At 48.6% G+C, this 23,959-nt stretch carries 24 protein-coding genes and 1 pseudogene; 17 read left to right on the top strand and 8 right to left on the bottom strand.

What is annotated here, in order from left to right:
* Positions 1-19: 19 nt before the first annotated feature.
* Together lepB and DYD62_RS02970 are read left to right on the top strand one after the other, a co-directional pair.
* Positions 20-913 (top strand): signal peptidase I, encoded by an 894-nt coding sequence (gene lepB / locus DYD62_RS02975; protein ID WP_165928589.1) that lies wholly within the window; start codon positions 20-22, stop codon positions 911-913.
* Positions 914-1,040: 127 nt separating this feature from the next.
* Entirely contained in the window at positions 1,041-1,457 is a 417-nt protein-coding gene (locus tag DYD62_RS02970; RefSeq protein ID WP_132038602.1) for a hypothetical protein, read from the top strand.
* 57 nt (positions 1,458-1,514) lie between these two features.
* On the opposite strand, the gene DYD62_RS02965 is transcribed toward DYD62_RS02970, so the two are convergent.
* The 3 genes from DYD62_RS02965 to DYD62_RS02955 all read right to left on the bottom strand — a co-directional run bounded on the left by DYD62_RS02965 (position 1,515) and on the right by DYD62_RS02955 (position 3,150).
* Positions 1,515-1,994 carry a GNAT family N-acetyltransferase gene (locus DYD62_RS02965; protein WP_207916284.1) on the bottom strand — a complete coding sequence of 160 codons (480 nt, stop codon included), beginning with the start codon at positions 1,992-1,994 and terminating at the stop codon, positions 1,515-1,517.
* A gap of 228 nt (positions 1,995-2,222) precedes the next feature.
* On the bottom strand, positions 2,223-2,852 hold the full coding sequence (locus DYD62_RS02960; protein ID WP_115226004.1) for a glutathione binding-like protein: 630 nt from the start codon (positions 2,850-2,852) through the stop codon (positions 2,223-2,225).
* A gap of 94 nt (positions 2,853-2,946) precedes the next feature.
* A complete protein-coding gene (locus DYD62_RS02955; RefSeq protein WP_099397430.1) occupies positions 2,947-3,150 on the bottom strand; it encodes a tautomerase family protein in 204 nt (67 codons plus the stop codon).
* 201 nt (positions 3,151-3,351) lie between these two features.
* On the opposite strand from DYD62_RS02955, the gene mutL reads away from it, so the two are divergent.
* The 4 genes from mutL to miaA all read left to right on the top strand — a co-directional run bounded on the left by mutL (position 3,352) and on the right by miaA (position 7,728).
* A complete protein-coding gene (gene mutL / locus DYD62_RS02950) occupies positions 3,352-5,298 on the top strand; it encodes a DNA mismatch repair endonuclease MutL (protein ID WP_115226003.1) in 1,947 nt (648 codons plus the stop codon).
* A gap of 208 nt (positions 5,299-5,506) precedes the next feature.
* The gene (locus DYD62_RS02945) at positions 5,507-6,274 is read left to right on the top strand and encodes a hypothetical protein (RefSeq protein WP_115226002.1); all 768 of its coding nucleotides are present in this window, start codon (positions 5,507-5,509) and stop codon (positions 6,272-6,274) included.
* Positions 6,275-6,295: 21 nt separating this feature from the next.
* Positions 6,296-6,586, top strand: coding sequence for a hypothetical protein (locus DYD62_RS02940; RefSeq protein WP_115226001.1), 291 nt, complete (start codon positions 6,296-6,298; stop codon positions 6,584-6,586).
* Between the two features lie 206 nt (positions 6,587-6,792).
* Positions 6,793-7,728 carry a tRNA (adenosine(37)-N6)-dimethylallyltransferase MiaA gene (gene miaA / locus DYD62_RS02935; protein WP_115226000.1) on the top strand — a complete coding sequence of 312 codons (936 nt, stop codon included), beginning with the start codon at positions 6,793-6,795 and terminating at the stop codon, positions 7,726-7,728.
* Positions 7,729-7,760: 32 nt separating this feature from the next.
* Here the strand turns inward: miaA and DYD62_RS02930 are convergent, their stop codons facing one another.
* From DYD62_RS02930 to DYD62_RS02915, 4 genes are all read right to left on the bottom strand, one after another.
* Complete coding sequence (locus tag DYD62_RS02930; protein WP_115225999.1) at positions 7,761-7,955, bottom strand: hypothetical protein; 195 nt, start codon at positions 7,953-7,955, stop codon at positions 7,761-7,763.
* 167 nt (positions 7,956-8,122) lie between these two features.
* Positions 8,123-8,587 carry an MgtC/SapB family protein gene (locus DYD62_RS02925; protein WP_115225998.1) on the bottom strand — a complete coding sequence of 155 codons (465 nt, stop codon included), beginning with the start codon at positions 8,585-8,587 and terminating at the stop codon, positions 8,123-8,125.
* 116 nt (positions 8,588-8,703) lie between these two features.
* A complete protein-coding gene (locus DYD62_RS02920) occupies positions 8,704-9,378 on the bottom strand; it encodes a MarC family NAAT transporter (RefSeq protein ID WP_115225997.1) in 675 nt (224 codons plus the stop codon).
* A gap of 76 nt (positions 9,379-9,454) precedes the next feature.
* Positions 9,455-10,705 carry a 6-phosphofructokinase gene (locus tag DYD62_RS02915; RefSeq protein ID WP_115225996.1) on the bottom strand — a complete coding sequence of 417 codons (1,251 nt, stop codon included), beginning with the start codon at positions 10,703-10,705 and terminating at the stop codon, positions 9,455-9,457.
* A gap of 205 nt (positions 10,706-10,910) precedes the next feature.
* Between DYD62_RS02915 and DYD62_RS02910 the strand changes: the two genes are divergently transcribed.
* The 11 genes and pseudogenes from DYD62_RS02910 to DYD62_RS02865 all read left to right on the top strand — a co-directional run bounded on the left by DYD62_RS02910 (position 10,911) and on the right by DYD62_RS02865 (position 22,138).
* Complete coding sequence (locus DYD62_RS02910) at positions 10,911-12,005, top strand: HD-GYP domain-containing protein (RefSeq protein WP_115225995.1); 1,095 nt, start codon at positions 10,911-10,913, stop codon at positions 12,003-12,005.
* Positions 12,006-12,021: 16 nt separating this feature from the next.
* Positions 12,022-14,169: a PAS domain-containing protein gene (locus DYD62_RS02905; RefSeq protein ID WP_115225994.1), complete on the top strand. Its 2,148-nt coding sequence runs from the start codon at positions 12,022-12,024 to the stop codon at positions 14,167-14,169.
* Positions 14,166-18,077, top strand: coding sequence for a PAS domain S-box protein (locus tag DYD62_RS02900; protein ID WP_115225993.1), 3,912 nt, complete (start codon positions 14,166-14,168; stop codon positions 18,075-18,077). The genes DYD62_RS02905 and DYD62_RS02900 overlap by 4 nt, the downstream gene beginning before the upstream one ends.
* A 147-nt stretch (positions 18,078-18,224) precedes the next feature.
* Positions 18,225-18,626: a hypothetical protein gene (locus DYD62_RS02895; RefSeq protein ID WP_115225992.1), complete on the top strand. Its 402-nt coding sequence runs from the start codon at positions 18,225-18,227 to the stop codon at positions 18,624-18,626.
* A gap of 355 nt (positions 18,627-18,981) precedes the next feature.
* Entirely contained in the window at positions 18,982-19,632 is a 651-nt protein-coding gene (locus tag DYD62_RS02890) for a hypothetical protein (protein WP_115225991.1), read from the top strand.
* 75 nt (positions 19,633-19,707) lie between these two features.
* Positions 19,708-20,166 carry an MOSC domain-containing protein gene (locus DYD62_RS02885; protein ID WP_207916282.1) on the top strand — a complete coding sequence of 153 codons (459 nt, stop codon included), beginning with the start codon at positions 19,708-19,710 and terminating at the stop codon, positions 20,164-20,166.
* Positions 20,144-20,629, top strand: a complete 486-nt coding sequence (locus DYD62_RS02880) for a hypothetical protein (protein ID WP_115225990.1) — start codon at positions 20,144-20,146, stop codon at positions 20,627-20,629. Before DYD62_RS02885 ends, DYD62_RS02880 begins: the two co-directional genes overlap by 23 nt.
* A 36-nt stretch (positions 20,630-20,665) precedes the next feature.
* Positions 20,666-20,803: pseudogene (locus DYD62_RS24360) on the top strand (hypothetical protein); the annotation flags it as partial.
* Between the two features lie 6 nt (positions 20,804-20,809).
* Positions 20,810-21,058, top strand: coding sequence for a hypothetical protein (locus DYD62_RS02875; protein WP_132038601.1), 249 nt, complete (start codon positions 20,810-20,812; stop codon positions 21,056-21,058).
* A 169-nt stretch (positions 21,059-21,227) separates the two neighbouring features.
* Positions 21,228-21,734, top strand: a complete 507-nt coding sequence (locus tag DYD62_RS02870) for an SMI1/KNR4 family protein (protein ID WP_115225988.1) — start codon at positions 21,228-21,230, stop codon at positions 21,732-21,734.
* 134 nt (positions 21,735-21,868) lie between these two features.
* Positions 21,869-22,138: a transporter substrate-binding domain-containing protein gene (locus DYD62_RS02865; protein ID WP_115225987.1), complete on the top strand. Its 270-nt coding sequence runs from the start codon at positions 21,869-21,871 to the stop codon at positions 22,136-22,138.
* A gap of 77 nt (positions 22,139-22,215) precedes the next feature.
* On the opposite strand, the gene DYD62_RS02860 is transcribed toward DYD62_RS02865, so the two are convergent.
* Entirely contained in the window at positions 22,216-23,829 is a 1,614-nt protein-coding gene (locus DYD62_RS02860) for a methyl-accepting chemotaxis protein (RefSeq protein ID WP_165928588.1), read from the bottom strand.
* Between the last annotated feature and the right edge of the window lie 130 nt (positions 23,830-23,959).

Below are 23,959 nucleotides of genomic sequence, written 5' to 3'. Positions count from 1 at the left end.
GATGTCTCAGGCAAGCATAATGAAAAAATATTTATTATTAATAATATTGCTACTAGCGAAAACATCGCTTAGTGGTCAACCAGAACAAACAGCACCTCACTTCTTCTCTTCAAAATCAGAATCAATGGAACCCACCATCCCAAAGGGTAGCTTAATTTATAAAGAGATTTACCCAGAAAACACCAGTCCAAAAAGAGGTGATATTGTAATATTCTTCCCACCCAACCAACCCCGTTCTTTATATATAAAAAGAATAATTGGCCTCCCAAATGAAACAATCTATATAGTTAATGGCAACGCAAAGATAAACGAAACTTTAATTCAAGAAGATTACATATTAAAAAGATCAAAAGAGTATATCTCCTCAATAATCAGCAACCCTTACACGTCTGAGTTTCATGACAAAGAATCAATCACACTAAGCAGCAATCAGTATTACTTACTTGGAGATAATCGTTTTCAAAGCGTAGACTCCAGACATTTTGGACCAATAACAAGTGAAAATATAGTTGCCAAAGCGACCTTGTGGAGTGATATTGTAAAAAACAAAGATAAACTTCATTCAATACTATCAGTCATGACCAGCATTGCTGAGAAAAAATTTCCATTTAAAATGAATGATAACTTTCAAGCGCAATCAATTTACTTAGATGATTCAGACACTATTGTTACCAAGCTATTCTTGACACTAGATTCAGATCAACAATTGTCTGCAAACACAAAAAAGACGATTAAAGAACAAATTCTAAATATTTTTTGCACCGTATCAGAATTCAGGCAATTTACCGGAGTCACATCCCGGTACATATTGGATTACACCAACGCACCTGCACCAATTGTTATAGAATTTTCTGCAAATGAATGTACCAAAAATAAACAAAAATCAAATAAAACAGGGGCAGACCACAGGTAACATGGTCACATATTTACCTCTTGCGGCCAGGTTTTTTCGTTTTGAATCAAAACAAAAAACCTAGCCTAATTTTTTTATAAATCATCTATTCATAATAAATTTCAGCCAAAATTCAGAGACATCTTATATGCAGCATTTACCAACATCCCAAAGCCATAAAATAGGAATTTTCCTTTCAGCTTTTCTTTTAGCAATGCTAATGATATATTGGCCTGATATTTTTCTGTATGCAAAAGTTGTTAAAAACCCTAGTTGGGTTTACAGTTTTGACCCTATGCTAATAATATTCCTTACTCTTATTCCTGCTTTAGCGACTGCAGATAACTGGCGTCAGGGAATCAATAATATTGTTCTACTGTCTATGCTGATTACCTTAATACCTATCACGATCTATGTATCAAGATATGGACCTCCAGATCAGTATTTATTTAAAAATCTACTATTTCAATATGTATGGATATTTCTGACAAGTTTTTTAATCCCAATTTCATCAGGAATTATTGTGCGACTTGCATTTGACAATTTAATATCAAAAGTAAAATAAATAAACAGAAAAACAGAGCTCAGTTCATAGATTTATACTCTGCCATTACTTTGAAAACTAACAAACCAATTCCAACTCAACATCACCATCGTCCGCGTAACCCACCTCACAAAAACCCATCCGTTGATAAAGACGTGAGGCAATTTGGTTTGAGGGTTTATGCATGGTGATTACCCGGCGGGCACCCGCCAATTTCATTTCTGCCAAAGCAAGGCGAATGGCTAGCGCGCCATAGCCCTTTCCCTGGTATTCAGCGCCAAGCATAAAACGAAATAGCCAATATAAGCCTGGATCTGGCAAATCAACGTCGGGGCAATACATCAAAAAACCAATTACCTGATCAGCCATGCAAATCGCACGCGGCTGATAATGCGGTTCGAATTTTGATTCGGCAATTGAATAGATATTAGTATTAGGCGCCAAAAGATTGGCTTGCTCAGGCAGAAGCTCTAGTTTTGCACATGCCACCCAATTTTCTTGAGAAACAGGCTTCAGCATAATAGATAAGTCTGGAGATTGATCAGGGTTAATTTTCAAATTGCCCTCTTAGAATAATGGGTGATTAAGCATTAAAATATGGCGGCACCCTAACCCTGTCAGCTCAGGGGACTGTAACGCAGGAGCGGCTTTAGCCGCGAAAGCCCTATATATAAAAGCATTCGCGGCTAAAGCCGCTCCTACACAAAACGTCGCATCCTCTGATTTTGTATAGCGCGTACAAGTCGTTTTACTTGCTCACGCCTCTCTGAATTAACACCTATAGAATTAACTCATTTCTTTTGCCAAAGCATAGGCCCGCTGCACCGCTGGCCGCGCTGATATCGTATTAAACCAGCGCTTTAAAGCGGGGAAATCATCCAGGTTTTGCCCTTGCTGGGCATGGGGAACAATCCACGGGTAGCAGGCTATATCGGCGATGGAATAATCACCCGCAATAAATTCTTTATCGGCCAGATGTTTATTAAGCACCGAATACAGCCTTGTGGTTTCGGTGATATAGCGATTAATTGCATAAGGGATTTTTTCAGGGGCGTAGAGCGAGAAATGATGGTTCTGCCCTGCCATCGGGCCTAAGCCACCCATTTGCCAGAATAGCCACTGCTGCATGACTTGCTTAGCGCGAAAATCTGCAGGCATAAATTGGCCGGTTTTCTCTGCTAAATAAAGCAGAATTGCACCCGATTCAAATAGCGCAATTTCTTCGCCACCATCAGCCGGATCATGATCCACAATCGCAGGAATACGGTTATTAGGCGCGATGCGTAAAAAATCAGGCGCAAATTGCTCGCCCTTGCCGATATTGATCGGGTGAACGCGATAATCCAAACCCGCTTCTTCCAGAAATATCCGCACTTTATGGCCGTTAGGCGTCATCCAATAATAGAGATCAAGCATTATTTATCCAGAGGCAAGCGTTTAGATGATGGTTAGTCTTATCGTGATAAGTACTGCAGCTGAAGGCGCTCCAGCGAGCAACATCCGCTCACACTTATTTTGCCAAAGCCCTTAATTGCGTCACGCTTTTACCTGCATGTCCCCAGTTATCGGTATCCACTTCATCGATAATCACAAAAGTTGTGGCCGGGTCTTTATTTAAAACGCGCACCAACACATCGGTCACGCCTGCAATCACTTCAGCTTTTTGTTCAGCCGTCGCGCCATCGCGTGTAATTTGAATATTAACAACAGGCATAGTGATTCCTTTATAAACGAGAGGGGTATAAACCAGATCAGGGCATCCGGCAAAATTGCAACGCCCATGCAAACTAACAGCTGCCCATATCAATCATTCAGGCCATCAATCTACCAGCCCCGCCTTGCCTGTAATCATGCCAAAGGCTTACAAGGAATACACAGGTATAATCGGCGCTCACTCTATTGCCCGCCTGCTCCTATGCCTCGTATTCAGCAACTGCCCGATCATCTGATTAACCAAATTGCCGCAGGCGAGGTGGTTGAGCGCCCCGCTTCTGCTTTAAAAGAATTACTGGAAAACAGCCTCGATGCGGGCAGCCAGAATCTCAGCATTGAGCTATTAGCAGGCGGCACCAAGCTAATTAAAGTGATCGACGATGGCTGCGGCATTGCCAAAGACGAGCTACCCTTGGCCCTGCATCGCCACGCCACCAGTAAAATCCGTGATTTGGATGATTTACAAAAAGTCGCTACGCTGGGTTTTCGGGGCGAGGGGCTGGCGAGTATTGCTTCTATCTCTAGGCTAACTCTCAGCAGCCGCGAGCAAGGTTCAGATTACGCATGGCGGGTGGATGCCGATAATGGCCATGTCAGCGAGCCAGAGCCTACTTCGCTCAGCCAGGGCAGTACCATCGAGATACACGAGCTTTACTACCAAGTGCCTGCGCGCCGTAAGTTTTTAAAATCAGAATCTACAGAATTTGCCCATTGTAGCGATATGGTGCAACGCCTTGCGCTCGCCAACCCCGGCGTGCAGTTCACACTCACCCATAATGGCCGTGCCCAGTTACGCTTGTTAGCGGGCGATTTGGCCAAACGTGCGGCGGCGATTTTAGGTGATGAGTTTGTAGCGTCTGGCGTGCAGGTTGATGAAGGTTTCGGTGGTTTAAGACTATGGGGTATTACCGGCTCGCCCACGCTGGGAAAATCCAGCCGCGATGCCCAGTATTTCTTTGTAAATGGCCGCTTTGTACGGGATAAAGTGGTGCAGCACGCCCTGCGTGAAGCCTACCGCGATGTATTGCACCACGATAAACACGCGGCCTATTGCTTGTTTTTAGAGCTCGATCCTGAAGGCGTGGATGTGAACGTTCATCCTACCAAAATCGAAGTGCGCTTTAGGGAATCGCAAGCCATTTACCGCTTTATGCTCACCAGCCTGAAAAAAGCGCTGGCTGGCACACGCGCTGGCACCGTGCCTGCGGGCATTGACCCGGAAACCGGCGAAATCGCCGCGCCAGACTCTAGCGTCATGGCCCCTGCCCCGGTCATGACGCCCAAGAATTACGCTGAAATGGCCTATAAGCAAGGCAACTTCCAAGCGCAGCCGCGTGTGCAAGCGCCGATGGCCTTTTACGACACGATGTTTGCAGATTTAAAACGGGCACCGGGGGAAGCAAGCCCAAGTGATTCAAGCCGCTGGACACCCGAATCCACGCCTTTATTCAGTAACGACACTCAAGAACGTAAATTCGCCCCCGCCGTTCCAGCCGGTGCACTCATGCCCGCGGCTGCAATCTCCCCTGCCACCGCGCCTTCCCGCGCCAGCGATTCGGAAACCGTGCCACCGCTGGGCTTTGCCCTCGGCCAGCTACACGGCATTTATATCCTTGCGCAAAATGCCGAAGGGCTGATCGTAGTGGATATGCATGCTGCGCACGAGCGGGTGGTGTACGAGCAGCTTAAAAACGCGCTCGATCTGCATCAAATGCCCACCCAACCGTTGTTGATCCCGCATGTTTTTGCGGCCGATAAACACGATGTAGCGACGGTTGAAGATCACGCTGAAACGCTGGCGGCAATTGGTTTCGAGATCTCGGTGCAATCCCCTACACAGCTGGCCATCCGCTCCCTGCCCATGCTGCTGAAAGACGCTAATCCGATTGAGCTGGCGCAAGCGGTGCTCAAAGATATCCGCATGGTGGGTGCGAGTGAAGTGCTGGCAGGCAGACAAAACGAGCTACTCGCCACCATGGCCTGCCACGGCTCGGTACGCGCCAATCGCAGCCTCACCATCACCGAAATGAACGCGCTTTTACGTCAGATGGAAGCCACCGAACGCAGCGGCCAATGCAATCACGGCCGCCCCACCTGGTTCCGAATGACGCTAAATGAATTAGATAAAATGTTTATGCGCGGGCAGTAGACTGGCGCAGTGCCCTCGTGGGGCTAAGGCATTTTTATGCTTCTCGCGAGGGAAAAATAAAACGCCCGCCTAATAAAAAGACTTTTCGTAGGAGCGGCTTTAGCCGCGAATATATTCAGATAAGCCATGCTTTCGCGGCTAAGGCCGCGCTGCACGAAACACCCATGGTGGCTTGCACCGCCCTGCAACTTCTCCCCAATGAGCCCCTATGCCCAGCAGCGCCTTAATTGTTAAACTCTTTGCCGCCCCATTACTGATCGGCGCGGCGAGTATGGCCGGTCGACGCTGGGGGCCGCAGCTTGCGGGTTTACTGGGCGGCTTACCGCTGGTGGCCATCCCGATTGTGCTGGCGCTATGGCTGGAATACGGGCCTGAATATGCGATCAAAGTAGCGGGGGCCGCATCGGCGGGGCTTTGGGCCAATGTGGTGTATATGCTGGTACTGGCCCATGCCAGCCGCTATTTTTCATGGCTGGGCACTATTGTTTGCGGCTGGGCGGCTTATTTACTCACGGCCTTGGTTTTAGTCTGGAGCGGCCTTGCAATGTCGCCTATTGCCAGTGTTGGCGTGCTGGCGGGTCTATGGATTGCGATTTACTTTATCCCTCGCCCCGAGGCAATCAATCGCTCTTCTCTCCCCAAAATCGAGCTGTATGCCCGCATGGTAGCGGCGCTGTTGCTGGTATTGGCGCTTTCCAGCCTTTCTCTACTCTTAGGCAGCACCATGACGGGTGTATTAGCAGGGTTTCCCGTCGCCGCCACAGTGATTCCGGCATTTACGCTAGCCAATACGGGCCGCAATGCGCTATTGCTGCAATTACGCGGATTTTTAATGGGGCTAACCGGGTTTAGCATGTTCTTTTTGGTATGGACACCACTGGCAAGCCATATCGGCCTGCTGGCCTTTTTTCCCGCTTTAATTGCCGCGCTGGCTACCGGAATGCTGGTCAAATTTTTAAGCCATCGTTTTCATTGACAAGTTTTGCAGGAAAACACTATGCCACTCACCCCAAAACAAGAAGAACAACTTTGTGAGCTGCTGTCTGCATTCGAACAGCAAATGCTTGCTAACATTGATAGTACGGTCATAAGCAGTTGTGCTGCGATTAATAACGCAGCGCTGCTGGCTGGTCTGCAAATAAGCACAGAGCACATCATTGATCCACAATACCTGTACGCGATATTACATCAACATTGCTTTGCCCAATTGCATCAGGGCGATGCCCAAATCGCACATGCAATTGCAGACAATCAAAACAGCTTAGTGATCCAACTGGCAGAAAAATAATCTGTTTAAGATGCAGAGTTTTATATAGGGTGTGCATGTTGTTTTTCTTGCGCACCGCTGTAGGTGAGCAAGGACTGCGTCGTTGTATACCCTATAAAAGCCTAACGCCTAAATTGCTTTTCTCTGCGAAACGCCGTGTCCTCCGTGTTTTAAGATTTGGGTTTACTCAAACCCATCATTTTCAATTTTTATAAAGTTAGATCGCCATGCCGAATTCCTCCCCCGCTATTTTCTTAATGGGCCCTACCGCCAGTGGTAAAACCGCCAGTGCGATTCATTTGCTGGAAAGCGGCTTGCCGGTAGAGTTAATTTCGGTTGATTCGGCGCTGGTGTTTAAAGATATGGATATTGGCAGCGCCAAACCAAGCGCGGCTGAATTGGCCCGTGCACCGCATCATTTGATCGACATTATCTCACCCGAAGAAGCCTATTCTGCCGCGCAATTTCGCCGTGATGCCCTGGCTTTAATGGCGGATATCACCTCGCGCGGCAAAGTGCCGGTGCTGGTGGGCGGCACCATGCTGTATTACAACACCTTGCAGCATGGCATTCATGAATTACCGCAAGCGGATGCCGCGCTGCGGGTACAAATCCATGAAGAAGCTGCGCTGATCGGCTGGCCCGCCATGCACGCTAAGCTGGCGGCCATCGACCCAATCACCGCAGAGCGACTTAAACCCACCGACGCCCAGCGCATCGAGCGTGCTTTAGAAGTCTGCCAGCTTACTGGCCGCAAAATGTCTGATTTGCTGGCTGAGCCAGCCAGTGGGGCTCTGCCCTATCGCCTGCTTAAAATCGCCCTGCTGCCGCAAGACAGAAAATGGCTGCACGAGCGCATCGCGCTGCGTTTTGAGCAAATGCTGGAGCTGGGCCTGCTTGATGAAGTCAGCCGCTTGCGGGCTAAATACGATTTATCACTGGAACTGCCATCGATGCGCTGCGTAGGCTATCGGCAGGCTTGGGAATATCAAGATGGCATGGTGGATTACCCCACCATGCGCGAAAAAGGCATTGCCGCCACCCGCCAGCTAGCCAAACGCCAGCTCACCTGGATGCGGGGAATGGATGATTTACTGGAGATTAATTGCCAGGAAGAAAACTTGGCGGAGCGAGTAAAAACTGCGGTTGAGGGCTGGCTATAAGCGATGGCGCACTGGCTTCAGTGCGCCACTGACTACACACTCAGATTAATCACGCTGCCTGATATTGCACCCGTAACAGGATTATTCTCCCCCTGAGTCAAACGCTCTGGCGCAACTTGCGTCTGCCTGACGTAATCCTCTTGCAGCTTCATTTGATACTGATGATCATAAGCCTTCAGCGCCTCCATCCCCCCTGTCTGGCAGGATGTACATCCGCTAACCCCCATCACACACCTCCTGATTAAGCCCACACCGCTGACCATCAACGCTGTGGGTATTTAGTCGTGAAGCGGAGGGAAACATGACGCCCTCGTACACAGAAAAGCCACGAATAAAGGATGATGTTGTGTGCTTTTAACTATTTCAGAGCGGTGCAAGGACCAAAGCGCCAAGTTTAATGCGGTGATTTATCATCACGCCAGCGCTGCATCCATCTTTCAGCCCAGCGCTCTAATGCCCCTCCCAGATTAATCACCAGCAGTGCTAAAATCACCACAAACGCGGCAATATCAATATAACCAGCACCACAGGCCAAACCTATCGCAGCGGTAAGCCAGATCGATGCGGCGGAGGTCAAGCCTTCCACCACATTATCGCTGCGATGCACAATCAAACCTGCGCCCAAAAAGCCAATCCCTGTAATCAAGCCCTGAGCCACACGACTAAAGGCCTGAGCATCGTCATGGCTGATCACACCATTTAAGGCAATCATCAGTGCCGCGCCCAAAGAGACCAGAGCATGAGTGCGCACACCCGCTGGCTTTTTATGCATAAAACGATTAATGCCAATCAGCCCGCCCAAAAACACGGCCACAATCAGGCGCAAAAAAATATCGAAATCCAGCAGCAGTATCTTCATCAGATGCTACCGTCACTCATGAACGGCAAAAAAACATCGAAAGCTAAAAGCAATCTCATCAAAGTTCACCGCTGCAGATTGAGTAAGCCAAGCATCAAAGATAAAGCATAAAACCCTTAACGTGGCATAAAGCTTGCGTCGTGCAGTAATTCACCCACCCCATTAATAAAAAACTGTACCCCGATACAAATCAACATAAAGCCCATAATTCTTGAAATCGCACTGATCCCCTCATCCCCCAGTACGGCAAACAAACGGCTGGAGGCGCGTAAAGTAAGCCAGCAGATAAACGCAGTAGCAGCAATGCCAAGTACCAATAAGAAATAACCAGCCCAAACAGGGATATGCCTTTGCGAGTGCAAGGTAGAAGACATTGAAATCACCACCGCAATCGAGCCAGGCCCCGCCATTGAAGGCATGGCTAGCGGGGTAAAAGCAATTTCACGCCGGGCACTCTGTTCCGGATTTTCATCAACTTGGGCTTGTGAATCAGGGAACAACATCCTAAAGCCCAAATAAATCACCACCATCCCGCCTGCAATGCGTAAGCCGGGAATAGAGATATTAAAGAAATCCATAATCAGCCCCCCCGCCATCAGGAAGGTAATTAAGATGCCCGCCATATAGTAGCAAGCTAGCTTGACCTGCTGCTTTCGCTCAACCTCAGATAGATGCACAGATATTCCAGGCAAAATGGCTGCGGTAGAAAGGGGATTAATAATGGGCAAAAGCGCCGTAACCGTAGTCAGGATGTAAGACAGGTACTCCAGTACCAGGCGAAAAAGAGTCATCTTGTCCACGCAAAAAAGGGAAGCTTACACGTAAACCGTGGTCTTCCCTTTTATTTAGATCAAGAATAGAGAAAGTTTACCCAGCTGTATTAAACGCTTCCAGCTTGGCTTCGATGCTGGAAAAATGCCACACCGGATAGGCTGGCAGGCCATTTACATAGGGAGGAATCGCCTCGCCCATAATCAAAGGCGCAAAATAGCTGCGTGCAGCTGGCGTAATATGAAAGCCATCAGCCCGGATATATTCAGCAGGCAGGTGTTTCTCGTGATTTGCCACTTCTTCTAGCTTGACCGAGCCGATCGTCCAAGCGTAAGGCGCATCGCTGCTACGAACGATAGTTGGCATTACGCCACGCTCACCGGCCATCGCAAATTCAACTGCGGCAGTGCCCACGGCCATGGCTTGATCTACATCGGTTTTGGACGCCATATGGCGCGCTGCACGTTGCAAGTAATCAGACACTGCCCAATGGCATTTATGGCCTTGAGCGGTTTTAATCAGCTGTGCCAGATATGGCGCTACCCCACCCAGCTGCGCATGACCAAAGGCATCGGTGCCACCCGCTTCGGCTACAAATTTGCCTTCGGCGTTTTTAATGCCTTCAGCGGCCACGATCACACAATAGCCTTCGCGGGCGATAGTCGCTTCAACCGCAGCAAGGAAAGTCGCAGCATTAAATGTGACTTCCGGCAGCAAAATCAGGTGCGGAGGCAAGTTACCTTCGCCAGACGCTAAGCCAGCGCTGGCTGCAATCCAGCCCGTATGACGGCCCATGACTTCCATAATAAATACTTTGGTGCTGGAGCCACACATGGATGCCACATCCATGCCCGCTTCGCGGATGGATGTGCCCACGTATTTGGCCACCGAGCCAAAGCCTGGCGAGCAATCCGAATGCGGCAAGTCGTTATCAATCGTTTTAGGCACATGAATCGCGGTGAGATCGTAGCCAAGATATTCGGCGTGCGCAGCGATTTTCATGCAGGTATCTGCAGAATCACCGCCACCGTTATAAAACAGATAGCCAATATCATGCGCTGCAAAAACTTCAAACAAACGGGTCAGCTCGCGGCCAAAGCGCAGCTTGTGGCGGCAGGAGCCAAAAGCGCCACCAGGGGATGCGGCCAGCGCGGCCAAATCGGCTTCGCTCATGCAAGCGGTATCAATTAGCTCTTCCGCCAGCACACCTAATACCCCGTTTTTGGCGGCAAACACACGGCCAATCTGATCCGGATGAGCACGGGCGGCCGCAATCACCGCAGCAGCGGATGCATTAATCACAGGGGTTACACCACCCGATTGGGCGTAAAGCGCGTTTCTGGCCATGAGCGTTTCCAAAAAGATAAATTCTAGGCGCGTATTTTGCGCGTTGCAGCATGTTTAGTCATCGGGGCTTTTTGCATTAGGGTTATTCAGCATCATTTAAAGCGCATTTTTCCCCCCAAGCACAGCGTACGTCTTAACATTCTCAGCATCTTTTCCGGCCTGATAAATCTATACTGCGAACTAGCGCCTCTTTGGTGATCTGCGTATGTTTAATGAAAGTAACTGCACAGTATTGCTTGTTGATGATCTGGCTGAAAACTTACTAGTAATCAGTAGTTTACTCTCTCCCCACTATCGTGTACTTGCGGCGTCATCAGGGGAAAGATGCCTGCGCCTTCTGGCCAGCCAGACCTTACCTAATTTGATTCTGCTCGACATCATGATGCCTGGACTTGATGGCTATGCCGTGCTTAAAAAAATTCAGGAAACGCCCGAAACACGGGATATTCCGGTTATTTTACTCACCGCCTTAGCCGATGCAGGCAGTGAAGAGCTGGGATTGCAACTGGGTGCGGTTGATTACATTATCAAGCCCGTAAAGCCCGCAGTCTTACTCGCCAGAGTCCGCACCCAGCTTGAGGCCCATCAGGCACGCAGCTGGCTGAAAAACCAGAACACAGCGCTTGAAGCCGAGATCTCCCGCCGCATGGCAGAAAATGATATGACCCAGCAGGTTAGCATCCGTGCGCTAGCCCACCTGGCCGAGATTCGCGACCCGGAAACCGGCAATCACATTTTGCGTACCCAGAGCTATGTACAGCTGCTTGCACTTAAGCTACAGGATCACCCGCGCTTTACCGATACTTTAAATGCGCGATATATCAGCTTACTCAGCCGCTCAGCCCCTCTGCACGATATTGGTAAAGTCGGCATTCCTGATTATATTTTGCTCAAACCAAATAGCTTAGACGCCCATGAGTGGGAAATCATGAAAACCCATTCCAAACTGGGTAGCCAAGCCATTGAAATGGCTGAAAAAGATATTGATCATCCGGTTGAATTTCTTACCCTTGCCAAGGAAATTGCCCGCTGGCACCACGAAAAATGGAATGGCAGCGGTTATCCCGACGGTTTATCAGGCGATGCAATTCCTGTATCAGCAAGACTGATGGCGCTGGCCGATGTATTTGATGCCCTGATTTGCCGCCGGGTTTACAAACAGGCCCTGCCCTATGAAGAAGCCAGATTAATGATTAAATCAGGCAGTGGTCAGCATTTTGACCCGGATATTGTGCAAGCCTTTCTTGATCACTTTCCGGATTTCACCGCCATCGCCGAACGCTATCTGGATTGCGACTAAAAAAACGGGGGCTGCTATGCACAGAGAGCTAAAACTACCTCTTACCCGTATTTTAAAAACCGTGCTGAGCTATTCAGCCATGGCCGTACTGGGCATGATTTTAAGCAGCAAAATGATAGAAATGCTGCTTGCTGCCAGATCATCAGAACTTGAACCGCTTTCGCTGCTGAAAGACAGCCTGATGATGCTGGCCTGCATCCTGCTGCTGGGGCTGGTATGGCAACAACTGCTGCACCGGGATATCCCCCGGAATAATCTCTCCGGCTACGGCAAAAAACTGGGGGGATTGTTTTCGGTACTGGCCGCATTTATTCTGATTTTTAGCGTCGCCAGCATTATTTATCGGGTAAATACCGCAGAAGAAATTCATGAAGCCAGAATGCAGGCCATTGTGGATTTAAAAATGCGGCAGATATCCGACTGGCTAAAAGAGCGGGAAGGCGATGCCGCGCTGCTACAAACCAGCGACATTAATGCGGCACTCTATCAACACTGGCACACTGATCCGGGCAAGAAAACGCTGCTACTTCAGAGGCTGGAGCAATTTAATAAAATAAAAGGCTTCCAGGCCAGCAGCCTGCTCGATTCGGAAGGCAATCTGCTCTGGAGCTCCGCCCAACTCCCTCCCCACCCAGCGCTGCAAATCACATTACAACAGGCCATCAGAACCCAAAAAATACAAAGGTTTGGCCCCTATCTGAATACCCTAGGCCAGCCCAGCTTAGACTTTATTGCCCCGCTCAACATCAAAGACGGCCCTGCCCCTTTTATTATTTTGCACAGCAACCCCGCAAATTGGCTGTTTCCTGCATTAGAAACCCAGCCTGTTCCTAGCCAGACCAGCGATACCGTTTTATTTAGGCAGGAAGGTGATCAGATCCTGTTTTTAAATAAACCACGCTTTAGCAAAGAGCCTGCGCTCACGACCAAAATAGCGATTTCTAAACCCCTGCTTGCATCCCGTTTTTTAAGTAATAAATTACCATTTAATGCCATGCTTCGCGGGCGTGACTATCGGAATGAAAAAGTAATGGGCATCGGCCGTGCAGTGCCCGATACCGATTGGTATTTAATTTGCAAGATGGATCAGTCGGAGATTTATGACGAAATCATCAAGGATGCCATCTGGATCAGCCTTGTCGGGCTGCTGGCGCTTTTTATGGCCAGAGCAAGCTATGTGATGCTGCGCCAGCAGGAGCAATTGGTTTTGGCTGCCAATGCCCGTCAATTACAAAATGAGCGCTCACAAGCCGTTAAGCTTTTTTCCAATATTGCAGACAACTCGGAAGACGCCATTTTCGCCAAAGATATGCAAGGCCGCTATATCCTGATCAACCGAGCGGCCAGCCGTTTTGTTGCACAAAGTGTCAGTGATTTACTGGGAAAATCTGACCATGATATTTTTCCGCCAGAGCAGGCAGAAATGCTGGTCAAAACGGGCCGCATTGCCATTGACAATGGCATTGTACTGACTCAGGAAGAAACACTGGATCTGCCGGATGGGCAGCATGTTTTTTTAGCTACCAAAGGACCGCTTTATGACGAAAAAGGCAAAATCATCGGTCTGTTTGGCGTGTCCCGGGATATCACCGAAAGAAAACAGGCCGAAATTGTGTTACGTGAAAACGAGGAGCGTTTTCGCGCCATCGTTGAGCAGTCTTTAGCCGGCATTTATATTATTCAGCGGCATCGTCTTAACTATGTAAACCCTGGCTTTGCCAGAATATTTGCATGGGATGATGCCGATACGCTGATCAATATGGGTGATATCGGGCATTTGATCAGCGCAGAAGATCAGGAGCGGGTGCACCAGCTGATCCGGCTCGCCGAAAGCGGTGAAATAAGTGACGTTCACTTTTACTTTACCGGCGTAAGACAGGATCACGAGCTGATTGATATTGAGTTTTACGGTCGTAAAGTTGATGACAAGGGCCACCCTGCACTGATCGGCCTGATTCTGGACATCACTGAGCGCAAATCTGTTGAGCAAACGCTGACTCAGCAGTCCGAAGAATTACGCCAGCGCAATGCCGAACTCGAGCGCTTTAATGCCGCGATGGTCGATCGCGAGCTGGATATGATAGAGCTGAAGCGCCAAATCAAAGCTTTAAGTCATCCAAACACCACGATACCCAGTGATGATTTATCTGGCACAACGCCATGAGTGCCCTTGCTGAAAAAGCGCCTCACCCCCTGTGGCAACGCTTACAAACACATCCGGGCCTGCACTATTTGCTGGCCTGCCTGCTACCTATGCTGACGCTGATTCTTCGCAGCGAGTTTTCGGTTTCGCTGGGCAATCGGACACTGCTGATCCTGTATGTTTTGCCCATTATAATCAGTGCTTTTTTAGGAGGATTCCTACCGGGCCTGATCAGTACGCTAGTATCGGCAGCCTGTGCCGCTTACTTTATCCCCCCCGCAAATAGCTTTGCCATTGTGGCTCCATACGATCTTTTACAGTGGGCCATTTTGCTTATTAATGGGGTTTTGCTTAGCTTACTCAGTGAATACCTGCACCGCTCGCGTAAAAATGAAACTGCGCGCTGGCACGAAATGCTCACTATTCAGAATCAACTCCTGCAGAGCGAGCTGCGCTTTCAGGCCACATTTGAGCAAGCCGCCATGGGCATTGCACTGGTCGCCCCCAACGGGCAATGGCTGCGTGTAAACCAAAAGCTTTGTCAAATCATGGGCTATCAGCAGGACGAGCTATTACAGATTGGCTTTCAGGATATAACCCACCCTGAAGACTTACAAACCGACGAGTATTATGTAGCGCAGATGCTGGCAGGCCAGCTGCAAACCTATTCGATGCAAAAACGATATATACGCAAAGAGGGTGATTTAATCTGGACCAACCTCACCGTGTCCTTAGTACGAGCCCCTTCGGGTGAGCCCAATTATTTTATTTCTGTGGTCGAAGATATTCAGGCCAGAAAACAAGCTGAGGCCGCTTTAAAAGAAAGTGCTTCAGCGTTAAAAGAAGCCCAACAGCTAGCCTGCATTGGCAGCTGGAGCTGGCAAGTAGCCGAAGATGTACACGAATGGTCGGATGAAATTTACTCTATTTATGGCAGAGACCCGGCACTGGGCCCGGCCCTTTATCCCGAAGTTCAGTACTATTTTACGGCAGAGAGCTGGCAGCAATTATCCAGTGCAGTGAATTGCTGTTTAAAAGAAGGCATCGCTTATGAATGTGATGCTAGGGTAATTAAGGACGACGGGGGACATCGCTGGGTGATTGCCAGAGGCAAAGCCAGCCGTGATGCATCCGGAAAAATATCTGCCTTGTATGGCACAGTACAGGATATTACCGAGCGTAAATGTGCCGAAATCGCTCTGATCAACAGCCAGAACGAAGCACTGGAAAAACAAAGCCGCGCCCGCCTTGCCGCGCTTAATCTGATGGAAGACGCCATTTCTGCCCGCTCCAGCGCAGAAGCCAGCAATGCCGCACTGAGAGAAAGTGAGCAGCGCCTGCTGATGGCTCAGGAAGGCGCTCATGTGGGCATCTGGAACTGGGACATCGCCAACAATCAAATTTACTGGTCACCCGAATGCGCTAGGCTCTATGACACGCCTGACAACCAGAAAATCAGCCGCCGCCACTGGCGATCGTGCATCTGCCCTGAAGACTGGCTCAGAATAGAATCTCTGCTCAAAAATAAGAATGCTTACCGGGAAGCCTTTGAGGTGGAGTACCGTATTTGTAAAAAATCCGGGGAAATCCGCTGGCTGATCAGTAAAGGCCGGGCGCAGTATCTGGAAAACGGCCAGCTGCACCGCATCTCCGGCATTGTGCTGGATATTACCGAGCGTAAAAAAACCGAAGAGCAGTTACGCAAATTATTTTTGGCAGTAGAGCAAAGCCCGGAAAACGTCATCATTACCGACGCACGTTTGTGCATCGATTATGTAAACACCTCGTTCGTGCAAAACACCGGCTACAGCAAAAAAGAAGTCATCGGGCAGCCATCGCGTTTTCTGCAATCGGGCCTGACCCCGGCAAGCACCTACAACAACTTAAAACAAGCACTGAAGTCTGGCATGGCTTGGCATGGAGAATTTATTAACCAGCGTAAAAATGGTGAAATTTATACCGTGTTCGCAACCATATCCCCCATCCGCCAGGAAGATGGAAAAATCACCCACTATCTGGGCACACAAGAAGATATCACCGAGAAAAAACGCTTAGGGCTGGAGCTGGACCGCCACCGCTTTCACCTAGAAGAGCTGGTTTCTGAGCGAACAGTACAGCTGGCCGAATCGCGTGAAAAAGCAGAATCGGCCAATCTGGCCAAAAGTGCGTTTCTTGCCAATATGAGCCATGAGATTCGCACCCCCATGAATGCCATTATGGGGCTGACCCATTTACTGCTGCGGGATGGTGCTAGCCCACATCAGTCGCTGCGGCTCAATAAAATCAATCACGCTGCCCAACACCTCTTATCCGTCATTAACGACATCCTTGATTTATCTAAAATAGAGGCCGGAAAATTACACTTAGAGCAAAGCGACTTCTCGCTGCCCGCCCTGTTTGATAATGTCTGCACACTAATTAACGATAACGCTTCAGCCAAAGGACTGACGATTGAAACCCATATTGGCAAAGTGCCCTCCTGGCTGCATGGCGATGCCACCCGGCTGCGCCAAGCCCTGCTGAATTACGCCAGTAATGCAGTGAAATTTACCGAGCAGGGCCAAATCACCCTGAGTGTTGCCGTAGAAGAAGAGCTTGCAGATGGGCGGCTCTTGCTGCGTTTTCAGGTACAAGACAGCGGCATCGGCATTGAGCCTGACAAAATCCCCAGACTCTTTCAAAACTTTGAGCAGGCCGATGTATCGACTACCCGTAAATATGGCGGCACGGGCCTTGGCTTAGCCATCACCCGGCGCCTTGCCGAAATCATGGGCGGCAAGGCAGGCGTACTGGCTGCACCCGTCAAAGGCAGCATTTTTTGGTTTACGGCACTGATCAGCAAAGGCAGCGGCCCCCGCACTCAGCCAGACCCGCAAAGCCTCGCCCAGACAGAAGCCGAGCTGCGCCAGAGTGCAGGCGCTCGCCTCTTAGTCGTGGAAGACAATATTATTAACCTAGAAGTGATTCTGGATTTACTAGATGGCAGTGGCCTGATACTGGATACTGCGGTCAACGGGCTGGAAGCGCTGGAAAAAGCCCAGGCCAATCAGTACCAGCTGATTTTGATGGATATTCAAATGCCGGTGATGGATGGGCTGGAAGCCACAAGAAAGATTCGCCAGCTACCTGGCTGGCAAAACCAGACCATTCTCGCCTTAACCGCCAGCGCCTTTGATGAGAACAAGCAAGCTTGTGAAGAAGCAGGCGTAAATGGCTTTATCACCAAACCCGTCAGCCCCGAATCCTTATTTAAAGCCCTGCTGCAATGGCTACCTAAAACTCACCCCAAAGATCAGCCGCTGCGCTTTGAGCAACGCACAAAACAAGCCAGCCTGATTCATGAACAAGAGCTTGCCCGGCTGGCCGCGCTGCCTAGGCTGAATATCAGCCGAGCGCTGGAAATGCTCAGAGGAAACAGTGCCAAATACTTAGATTTACTCCGCCGCTTTGTCAGCAGCCATGCTGGCGATATGGCTCGGCTGGACGAGCACTTACTTGCCGGGCAGCCGCGCGAAAGCCTGCTGATCGCCCATACGTTGAAAGGCGCTGCGGCGGTTTTAAGCGTCGAAAATATTGCCGAACTTGCCGCCCGGCTTGAAGCCAGCCTCAATCAGCAGCTACCCGCAGCAGAACGAAACCCGCTGATGGATGAAATAAACCATGAGCTTGGGCAGCTCAATATGCTGCTTTTTCCACCCACTGCAGAGAAAGACTATCCCTTGTCTAAAATCCTGGCCGGGCTGGATTTACTCCTCAGCCAGAACGACACCGCCTCACTCACGTTATTTGATCAGCACGCAGAACAACTCTTCAAAACCTTAGGCCCCGCCACAGAAGAGCTGGCAAGCCAGATTGGACAATTTAACTTTGAAACCGCCTCAGCTACCTTACAACAACTGATCAGCAAGGCGCATCTTAAAGACGATTAAAACCACGCATAAAATTGCATATCCATAAAAATATCAACAAATGAATTACTTGCCATGTTAATCAAATATTTTCAGCACCAGTGATATTTCATATAAAATATCCAATAAATTACCATACAATTTAAATAAATCCATATTAAAAACCCAATGCAAGCAAACAAAATAAAGCTCTTAATTTTAATTCTCGCTCTATACGGGTGCGAGAAAAAATTCGACCATGCAACAGAAGAACCGGAGCCTGAAGTTATTTCATTTTACTCAATAAAAGATGGGAGGATAATCATAAAAAAAGCAGTAAGAGATTTTGAAATTAGGCAGATATTAATTAACAAGAAAGGTGAGCAAATAGAATGGCTGGCCACATGCAAATCAATATGCCCAATGGACAAAGACTTAGTAGTTGAAAATCATATGTCTGGCTACGAAATTGAAGGAGCAATGATGCGTGCAATAAATGACGATGAAGAGTTCAATATCCGTTTAGCTATCGATGTAGGGGCAAAACATGTTGTTGGCTCTACTGCTCAGAAAAATAATTCATCGAATTAATTTGGGAACAAGCCTTTTTATATACGCCTAATTTACTCACCACGGATCCAGAGGGCGGTGCACTCCCAAGCAGCCACAATTTATAATCTTTATATAAGTTATTGTAATACCGCACACCTCCATGCCCCATCAGCGCTTGCACAGTACACATATCGCCACAATGGAAACATAGAGTCAATTTGGTGTAATATATAAATATAAATTCGTCAGCATATGACTGCGATGGCATACCATTTTTTGACATACTGCGGCTCAAACTTAGCTCTTCAGGCCGTGCAGATTAACACTTAACACTGTTCTTCTGCAGCGCAGCACCTTCACTTTCACACACACCTCAAAACAATCCCGGAGAGATATGCTATTCACCCGATTCCTCCAACTCGCTGCTCTTCTGCTAGCCACACTACTTGCGGGCTGCGCTGGCGGTCCAACCGTACGCATGAGCGAGTCCGACAGGGCAAAGATTAAAGCGGTCACCATGCAAGCGCCGCCAGCAATACCAGCGGATATGTTCTTTCATGGCCGGGCTCAGTCATTTTTGAGCGTGGGAGGGCTTTTAGGAGCCGCTATGGCTGAAAGCGTGCCCAAGGAGCCAAAGGAGCAACTTCTTGAAACCATGAAGGCCAACGGAATTGATCTCTCATTAATCATTAAAAACGAATTCTTCGCCGCATCTGCATCACGCGGTCTGCTGACGCAAGCTGACCCGGGCAGTATGGCGCAGGGCGACCTGTCGCTCACCGTTAATGTCTACGGCTTTGGCCAGACTCAGGGCTTTAGCTCCTTATTGTTTCCACTGCTGAACGTCACCGCCACACTCAAGAAACCCAATGGCGAGATTGCATGGCAAAAAACAGAGTTCGCAGCCCCTCTCAATGCAGAGAATAAGTATGGCTATGAGTTTGAGCAGTACCTCAGAGAGCCGGAATTACTGAGAAAAACACTAAGCAATATTTCCGGCATTGTCAGCAGAATGCTGGTTGATGCGCTTGCCACAGACAGATAACAACGCCAGCCACTCTGCTTAACCAAGCCCGCTTTACGTAGCTTCCCTAAAACGTTTTGCATCAGGAGCAAGGCAATGATTGTTGAACGAATTTTCATCAGCTCGGAGCGTGGTGCGGCTCAGGTAGAGTGTGAACAGATTACGGTTCAAAGCCAAAAGGGCATTCAGGGTGACCGGAACTGTGGGAAAAAAACGCACCCCGGCCAAAACATCACCCTAGTTGAGGCCGAGGAGATTGAGCGTTTTTGCGCGGAGCAAACCCGCCCTGCAGATCTGTCGATCACACGCCGCAACCTGATCACCCGGGGCGTAAGGTTAAACGAGCTGGTGAATGTGGAATTCTTAATCGGCAATGTTAGGCTGCGCGGTATTGAGCTGTGCGAGCCATGCAGCCTGTTGGGCAGCAGCCTGAGTAGTAAAACCCTTACCTCTGCTGCGGTAATAAAGCACTGGCTTCACCGCGGCGGCCTGCTGGCCGACGTGCTCAGCAACGGAGAGATCACGCGAGGGGATGGCATTAAAATTGAAACATAAGCATTTATTCAACGGACGCTTTACACGCCCGCCGGTAATTCAAATATCAACGCATTTGATAATCGTTAAAGTCATTTTCGCCATCCTGTTTGGTGCATTGCTTAGCCCTGTTACATTTGCTGAGGTTGAAGACAACAAAGAAATGCAATGCAGAACCGCAGGAGAATTAGTCATGTGGACATGGCATCAATTAGACCTTTGCCTCTACCACCATAAACTAAGCAAAAAAACTGTCAGGCAAGCAAAAAAAACAATTTCAGAAACGTACCCAAAGCTAAGCCAGGAGATCGGCTTGGGCAGCGAATTATCTTTATCAGCAAAAGAGCTCATAAACGCGCTCCCCTACGACTTTAGTCATGGTCAAAATGCCGGTGTTTTAAACGGCATGTGTCAGCTATCACCCCGTGCCGCAGAAGGTTTTATTAAACCAGACTGGCAAAAAGAGCTTTCATGCTGGCAATAGCCTCCCTCTTGGCGCGTCTGCAAAAAAAAATCCAACATTAGGTGTCTGAATATAGAAAAACCAACTCTTTACTCCCCGCAGATTGGAGAAAAAGGACTAACTCCGCTGCATTATTATTGCTGGTGGTATCACCCTCCGGCAATTAAGTGGGCTTTGAAAAATAATGGAGACATCCATGCCTTGGATGATGTTTACAGGCAAACACCACTACTCATGCTTGGGAAAATTTACAGCGGCTCGCTTAAAAGAAAAAAGCACTGCTTTCGTTTACTGGTGAATGCAGGAGCAGATGTGTTTGCTGAAGGAAAAAATGGAAATAATTTACTTCAGGAAACCAAAAACATGGGCAGCAAAGGGTTTAAAAGATTTATACGTTCAGAATTTAAACGCCGTGCGAATGCGGCTAAAAAAACGGTTGATAAAAACTAATAAGTTTTATCCTTTCCTGCCTGAATTTACACCAAGGCCTTTCTCATCAATAAAGCGGGGGAAGCAGACATTCAACCGCGATTTCTGAACCACAGCCGAAGCCGGCCCTCCCTTTGCGCTGAACGTAAGCTTGACTCATCCAATCAAGCCATATCACAGGAGAAAAGAAGTGTTTGATAAAATATCGCTGATCAATGATGCAGCCAAACTTTTTCTGTCATCTGAGTCTGAAGTTGACGAAGCAGAGGTAAAACTGGGAATTTGCTTTCCATCCGGCTACCGTGAATACGTCACCCGCTTCGGTGAAGGGATATTGGGTGGTACCTACGTAAGAATCTATCCGCCCCATCGTATCCTTAGCGGAATCAACAACAACGAAGAGTGGCGTCAAAGAATCATGCAGTACTGGTTTTGGGACAATGGCAGAGACACTCTTTCTAAAGAAACCGCACTTGAGAGCATCATCATTGGAGATACGTACGATGGTGATGAGCTGATTGTCCACGCTAGCCATCCTGAAAGGATCCACGTACTTCCAAGATATAGCGAAGATATTCATATCGCTGGTAATGGTCTGGCAGAAGCAATGGAATGGCTTTGCTCATCTGGGGTGCTTACAGAAGCATTTGATGACAGGATCTTTGAACCATTCGATAGCCGAGCACAGAGAAGTTGAGACTCGATCTGATAGTCCTCATATTGCTTCAGGCAAGATTGTCAGATCAGGTTTGAACTTCTACGCCAGATTTTTTTAAACATCCGCAAATCAAAATTATCGAGGCCACCATGCTGGATTGGGAATCCTCAAATATGAAGTTGCTCGCGTCTGGCCGACTGGATGCAGTGTATTTTTCCAGCTCGGCTACGGCCTTGTATTTTGCCAAATGGGCCTGTGTGCCAGTACGTATCCTTGCTTTGCCCACCCCTCATATCAAGCTTTACGCTGCATTTGCCTTAGGTCAGGAGAGCCTGCGCGACCGCTACAACGCAATTGCCCGGCGGGCTTTTGCCGAACACAATTTTGATACTTTCATGAAAGAATATATCAGGCAAATCAAGATACCCGCGGGCGGTTTATAACCGGCTTGCAAGTGAAAAGGCAGGGAGTGCTGCAAGCTCCCTGCGGTATCTTACAGGCCCAATTCTGAGCCCATGCATTACACCCGATAATAAGCAATCGCCTCATCCAGCTCGCTGCTCAGCTGCCGCAGGCGGGCACTTTCGTTTGCGGTATTCTGGGCAACAGAGCTGCTTTCCTCTGACATCTGCGCCACTTGCTCTACCTGCTGCGCCATCATATTGCTGGCCGAGCTTTGCTCACGCATAGAGTCACTGATTTCACTGACCTGCTCCACCACCTGATCGGCGTTCTTACGAATACTGGCAATGGCCGTGCTTGCTTCCTGGGCACATTGCACGCCATGCTCAACTTGTTTAACCGCATGTTGCATGCTCAGAACAGTCGCATTCGCTTCACTTTGAATCGCACTCACGGTAGAAACAATTTCTTGCGTTGAAAGGCTGGTTCGCTCGGCAAGCTTGCGCACTTCATCTGCAACCACAGCAAAGCCACGGCCCTGCTCCCCTGCCCGCGCGGCTTCAATTGCCGCATTAAGTGCCAATAAATTAGTCTGATCAGCGATCTCTTTAATCACATTCACCACGCTATTAATGCTAGCGGTGCGCTCTTTCAGTGATTCAATTTGCCCGGCTGAAACGCGTACATCTGCGGCAATTTGCTGAATACTCTGAATCGTACTTTCAATCACATCCCCCCCACTTGCAGCCATCCTGCCTGCTTCACGCGCGGTGCGGTCACACTGGCTGCTCCGATCTGCAACTAGGCCGATGCTTACAGTCACCTCTTCAACACCCGCTGCCATACTGGATGCGGCTCCACTGACATGCTGAGATGCATTAGACAGCTCATGGCTGCTTTCAGACAACTCACCCGCCGTGCCCGTTACATCCCGGCCAATACGGTGCAGCTGCTGCAAGCTGCCTTGCAGTGTATCCAGCAGGCCGTTTAAGGCAATTAAGGATTCGGCAATTTCATCATTCCCGCTCACTTTCATACGCCGGGTAAAATCGTAATTTGTGCCTAAATCAACTAAAAACTGACGTAAATCCTGCAGTGGTTTTTTAATCCCAAGGGTAATCCAGATTCCTAAGGCAAAAGCCAGAAACAATAAGATACAGCCCACCGTTAAAGAGGAAGCAATGGCGTTCGATATCTGTGCTTTAACATCGCGGCTGGCTTCTTTGGAATAATCACTGTTATGCGCTTTTGCAGTACTTAAGGCCGCTGAAAATTTTTCAGCCTGCGGCGTAACACTTTTAGAAATATAACTGCGTGCTTCATCTGGCGGCAGGGTTAGCGAAAAACGAGCGCCTTCTGCAATCAGCGGTTTTAAAATGGCCAGCTCTGCCACGGCTGCAGCTAGGTTTTTCCGATCCGTATCATCATCTGTAAATTTTTCATAGCTTTGCAAAAGGCGGTCGACCTCTGCCAGAGAGGTTTGCATTTTATTGATCTGGGCCTGCTTTTGCTGAGGATCGCTTTCAATAATATGGCTTAATTCCATACGACGTGCGGCCATAAAGGCCAGCTCGGCATCATTGAGCGTTTCTAATGAAGGCATCACATTAGCCACCACCTCTTCTACCAGCACATTAATTGCACTCAGCTTTAAAAAGCTGACCGTAATCAACAGCAAGATGGATATGGCTGTTGTAGCCACTAATAAAGTAAGCCGGTGAGTAATTTTCAAGGTTATTTCCAATGAGTAAATGATTAAAAAATACACCTCACAATCTAATCTTAGCTTTTCAGACTTTCCCTGCAAGATATTTAATTTCACACTGCGTACAGTGGTGCATGTCTTTTTTAGAGCGTTATAT

The organism is Iodobacter fluviatilis, from assembly GCF_900451195.1.
Classification (GTDB): domain Bacteria; phylum Pseudomonadota; class Gammaproteobacteria; order Burkholderiales; family Chitinibacteraceae; genus Iodobacter; species Iodobacter fluviatilis.
Note: the sequence above shows the minus strand (reverse complement) of the source record. Positions and strands in the feature narration are given on the sequence as shown.

Coding starts and splice junctions, on each gene's coding strand:
- lepB (WP_165928589.1), top strand. CDS start 20: ATGAAAAAATATTTATTATTAATAATATTGCTACTAGCGAAAACATCG.
- DYD62_RS02970 (WP_132038602.1), top strand. CDS start 1,041: ATGCAGCATTTACCAACATCCCAAAGCCATAAAATAGGAATTTTCCTT.
- DYD62_RS02960 (WP_115226004.1), bottom strand. CDS start 2,852: ATGCTTGATCTCTATTATTGGATGACGCCTAACGGCCATAAAGTGCGG.
- DYD62_RS02955 (WP_099397430.1), bottom strand. CDS start 3,150: ATGCCTGTTGTTAATATTCAAATTACACGCGATGGCGCGACGGCTGAA.
- mutL (WP_115226003.1), top strand. CDS start 3,352: ATGCCTCGTATTCAGCAACTGCCCGATCATCTGATTAACCAAATTGCC.
- DYD62_RS02945 (WP_115226002.1), top strand. CDS start 5,507: ATGCCCAGCAGCGCCTTAATTGTTAAACTCTTTGCCGCCCCATTACTG.
- DYD62_RS02940 (WP_115226001.1), top strand. CDS start 6,296: ATGCCACTCACCCCAAAACAAGAAGAACAACTTTGTGAGCTGCTGTCT.
- miaA (WP_115226000.1), top strand. CDS start 6,793: ATGCCGAATTCCTCCCCCGCTATTTTCTTAATGGGCCCTACCGCCAGT.
- DYD62_RS02930 (WP_115225999.1), bottom strand. CDS start 7,955: ATGGGGGTTAGCGGATGTACATCCTGCCAGACAGGGGGGATGGAGGCG.
- DYD62_RS02925 (WP_115225998.1), bottom strand. CDS start 8,587: ATGAAGATACTGCTGCTGGATTTCGATATTTTTTTGCGCCTGATTGTG.
- DYD62_RS02920 (WP_115225997.1), bottom strand. CDS start 9,378: ATGACTCTTTTTCGCCTGGTACTGGAGTACCTGTCTTACATCCTGACT.
- DYD62_RS02915 (WP_115225996.1), bottom strand. CDS start 10,705: ATGGCCAGAAACGCGCTTTACGCCCAATCGGGTGGTGTAACCCCTGTG.
- DYD62_RS02910 (WP_115225995.1), top strand. CDS start 10,911: ATGTTTAATGAAAGTAACTGCACAGTATTGCTTGTTGATGATCTGGCT.
- DYD62_RS02905 (WP_115225994.1), top strand. CDS start 12,022: ATGCACAGAGAGCTAAAACTACCTCTTACCCGTATTTTAAAAACCGTG.
- DYD62_RS02900 (WP_115225993.1), top strand. CDS start 14,166: ATGAGTGCCCTTGCTGAAAAAGCGCCTCACCCCCTGTGGCAACGCTTA.
- DYD62_RS02895 (WP_115225992.1), top strand. CDS start 18,225: ATGCAAGCAAACAAAATAAAGCTCTTAATTTTAATTCTCGCTCTATAC.
- DYD62_RS02890 (WP_115225991.1), top strand. CDS start 18,982: ATGCTATTCACCCGATTCCTCCAACTCGCTGCTCTTCTGCTAGCCACA.
- DYD62_RS02885 (WP_207916282.1), top strand. CDS start 19,708: ATGATTGTTGAACGAATTTTCATCAGCTCGGAGCGTGGTGCGGCTCAG.
- DYD62_RS02880 (WP_115225990.1), top strand. CDS start 20,144: ATGGCATTAAAATTGAAACATAAGCATTTATTCAACGGACGCTTTACA.
- DYD62_RS02865 (WP_115225987.1), top strand. CDS start 21,869: ATGAAGTTGCTCGCGTCTGGCCGACTGGATGCAGTGTATTTTTCCAGC.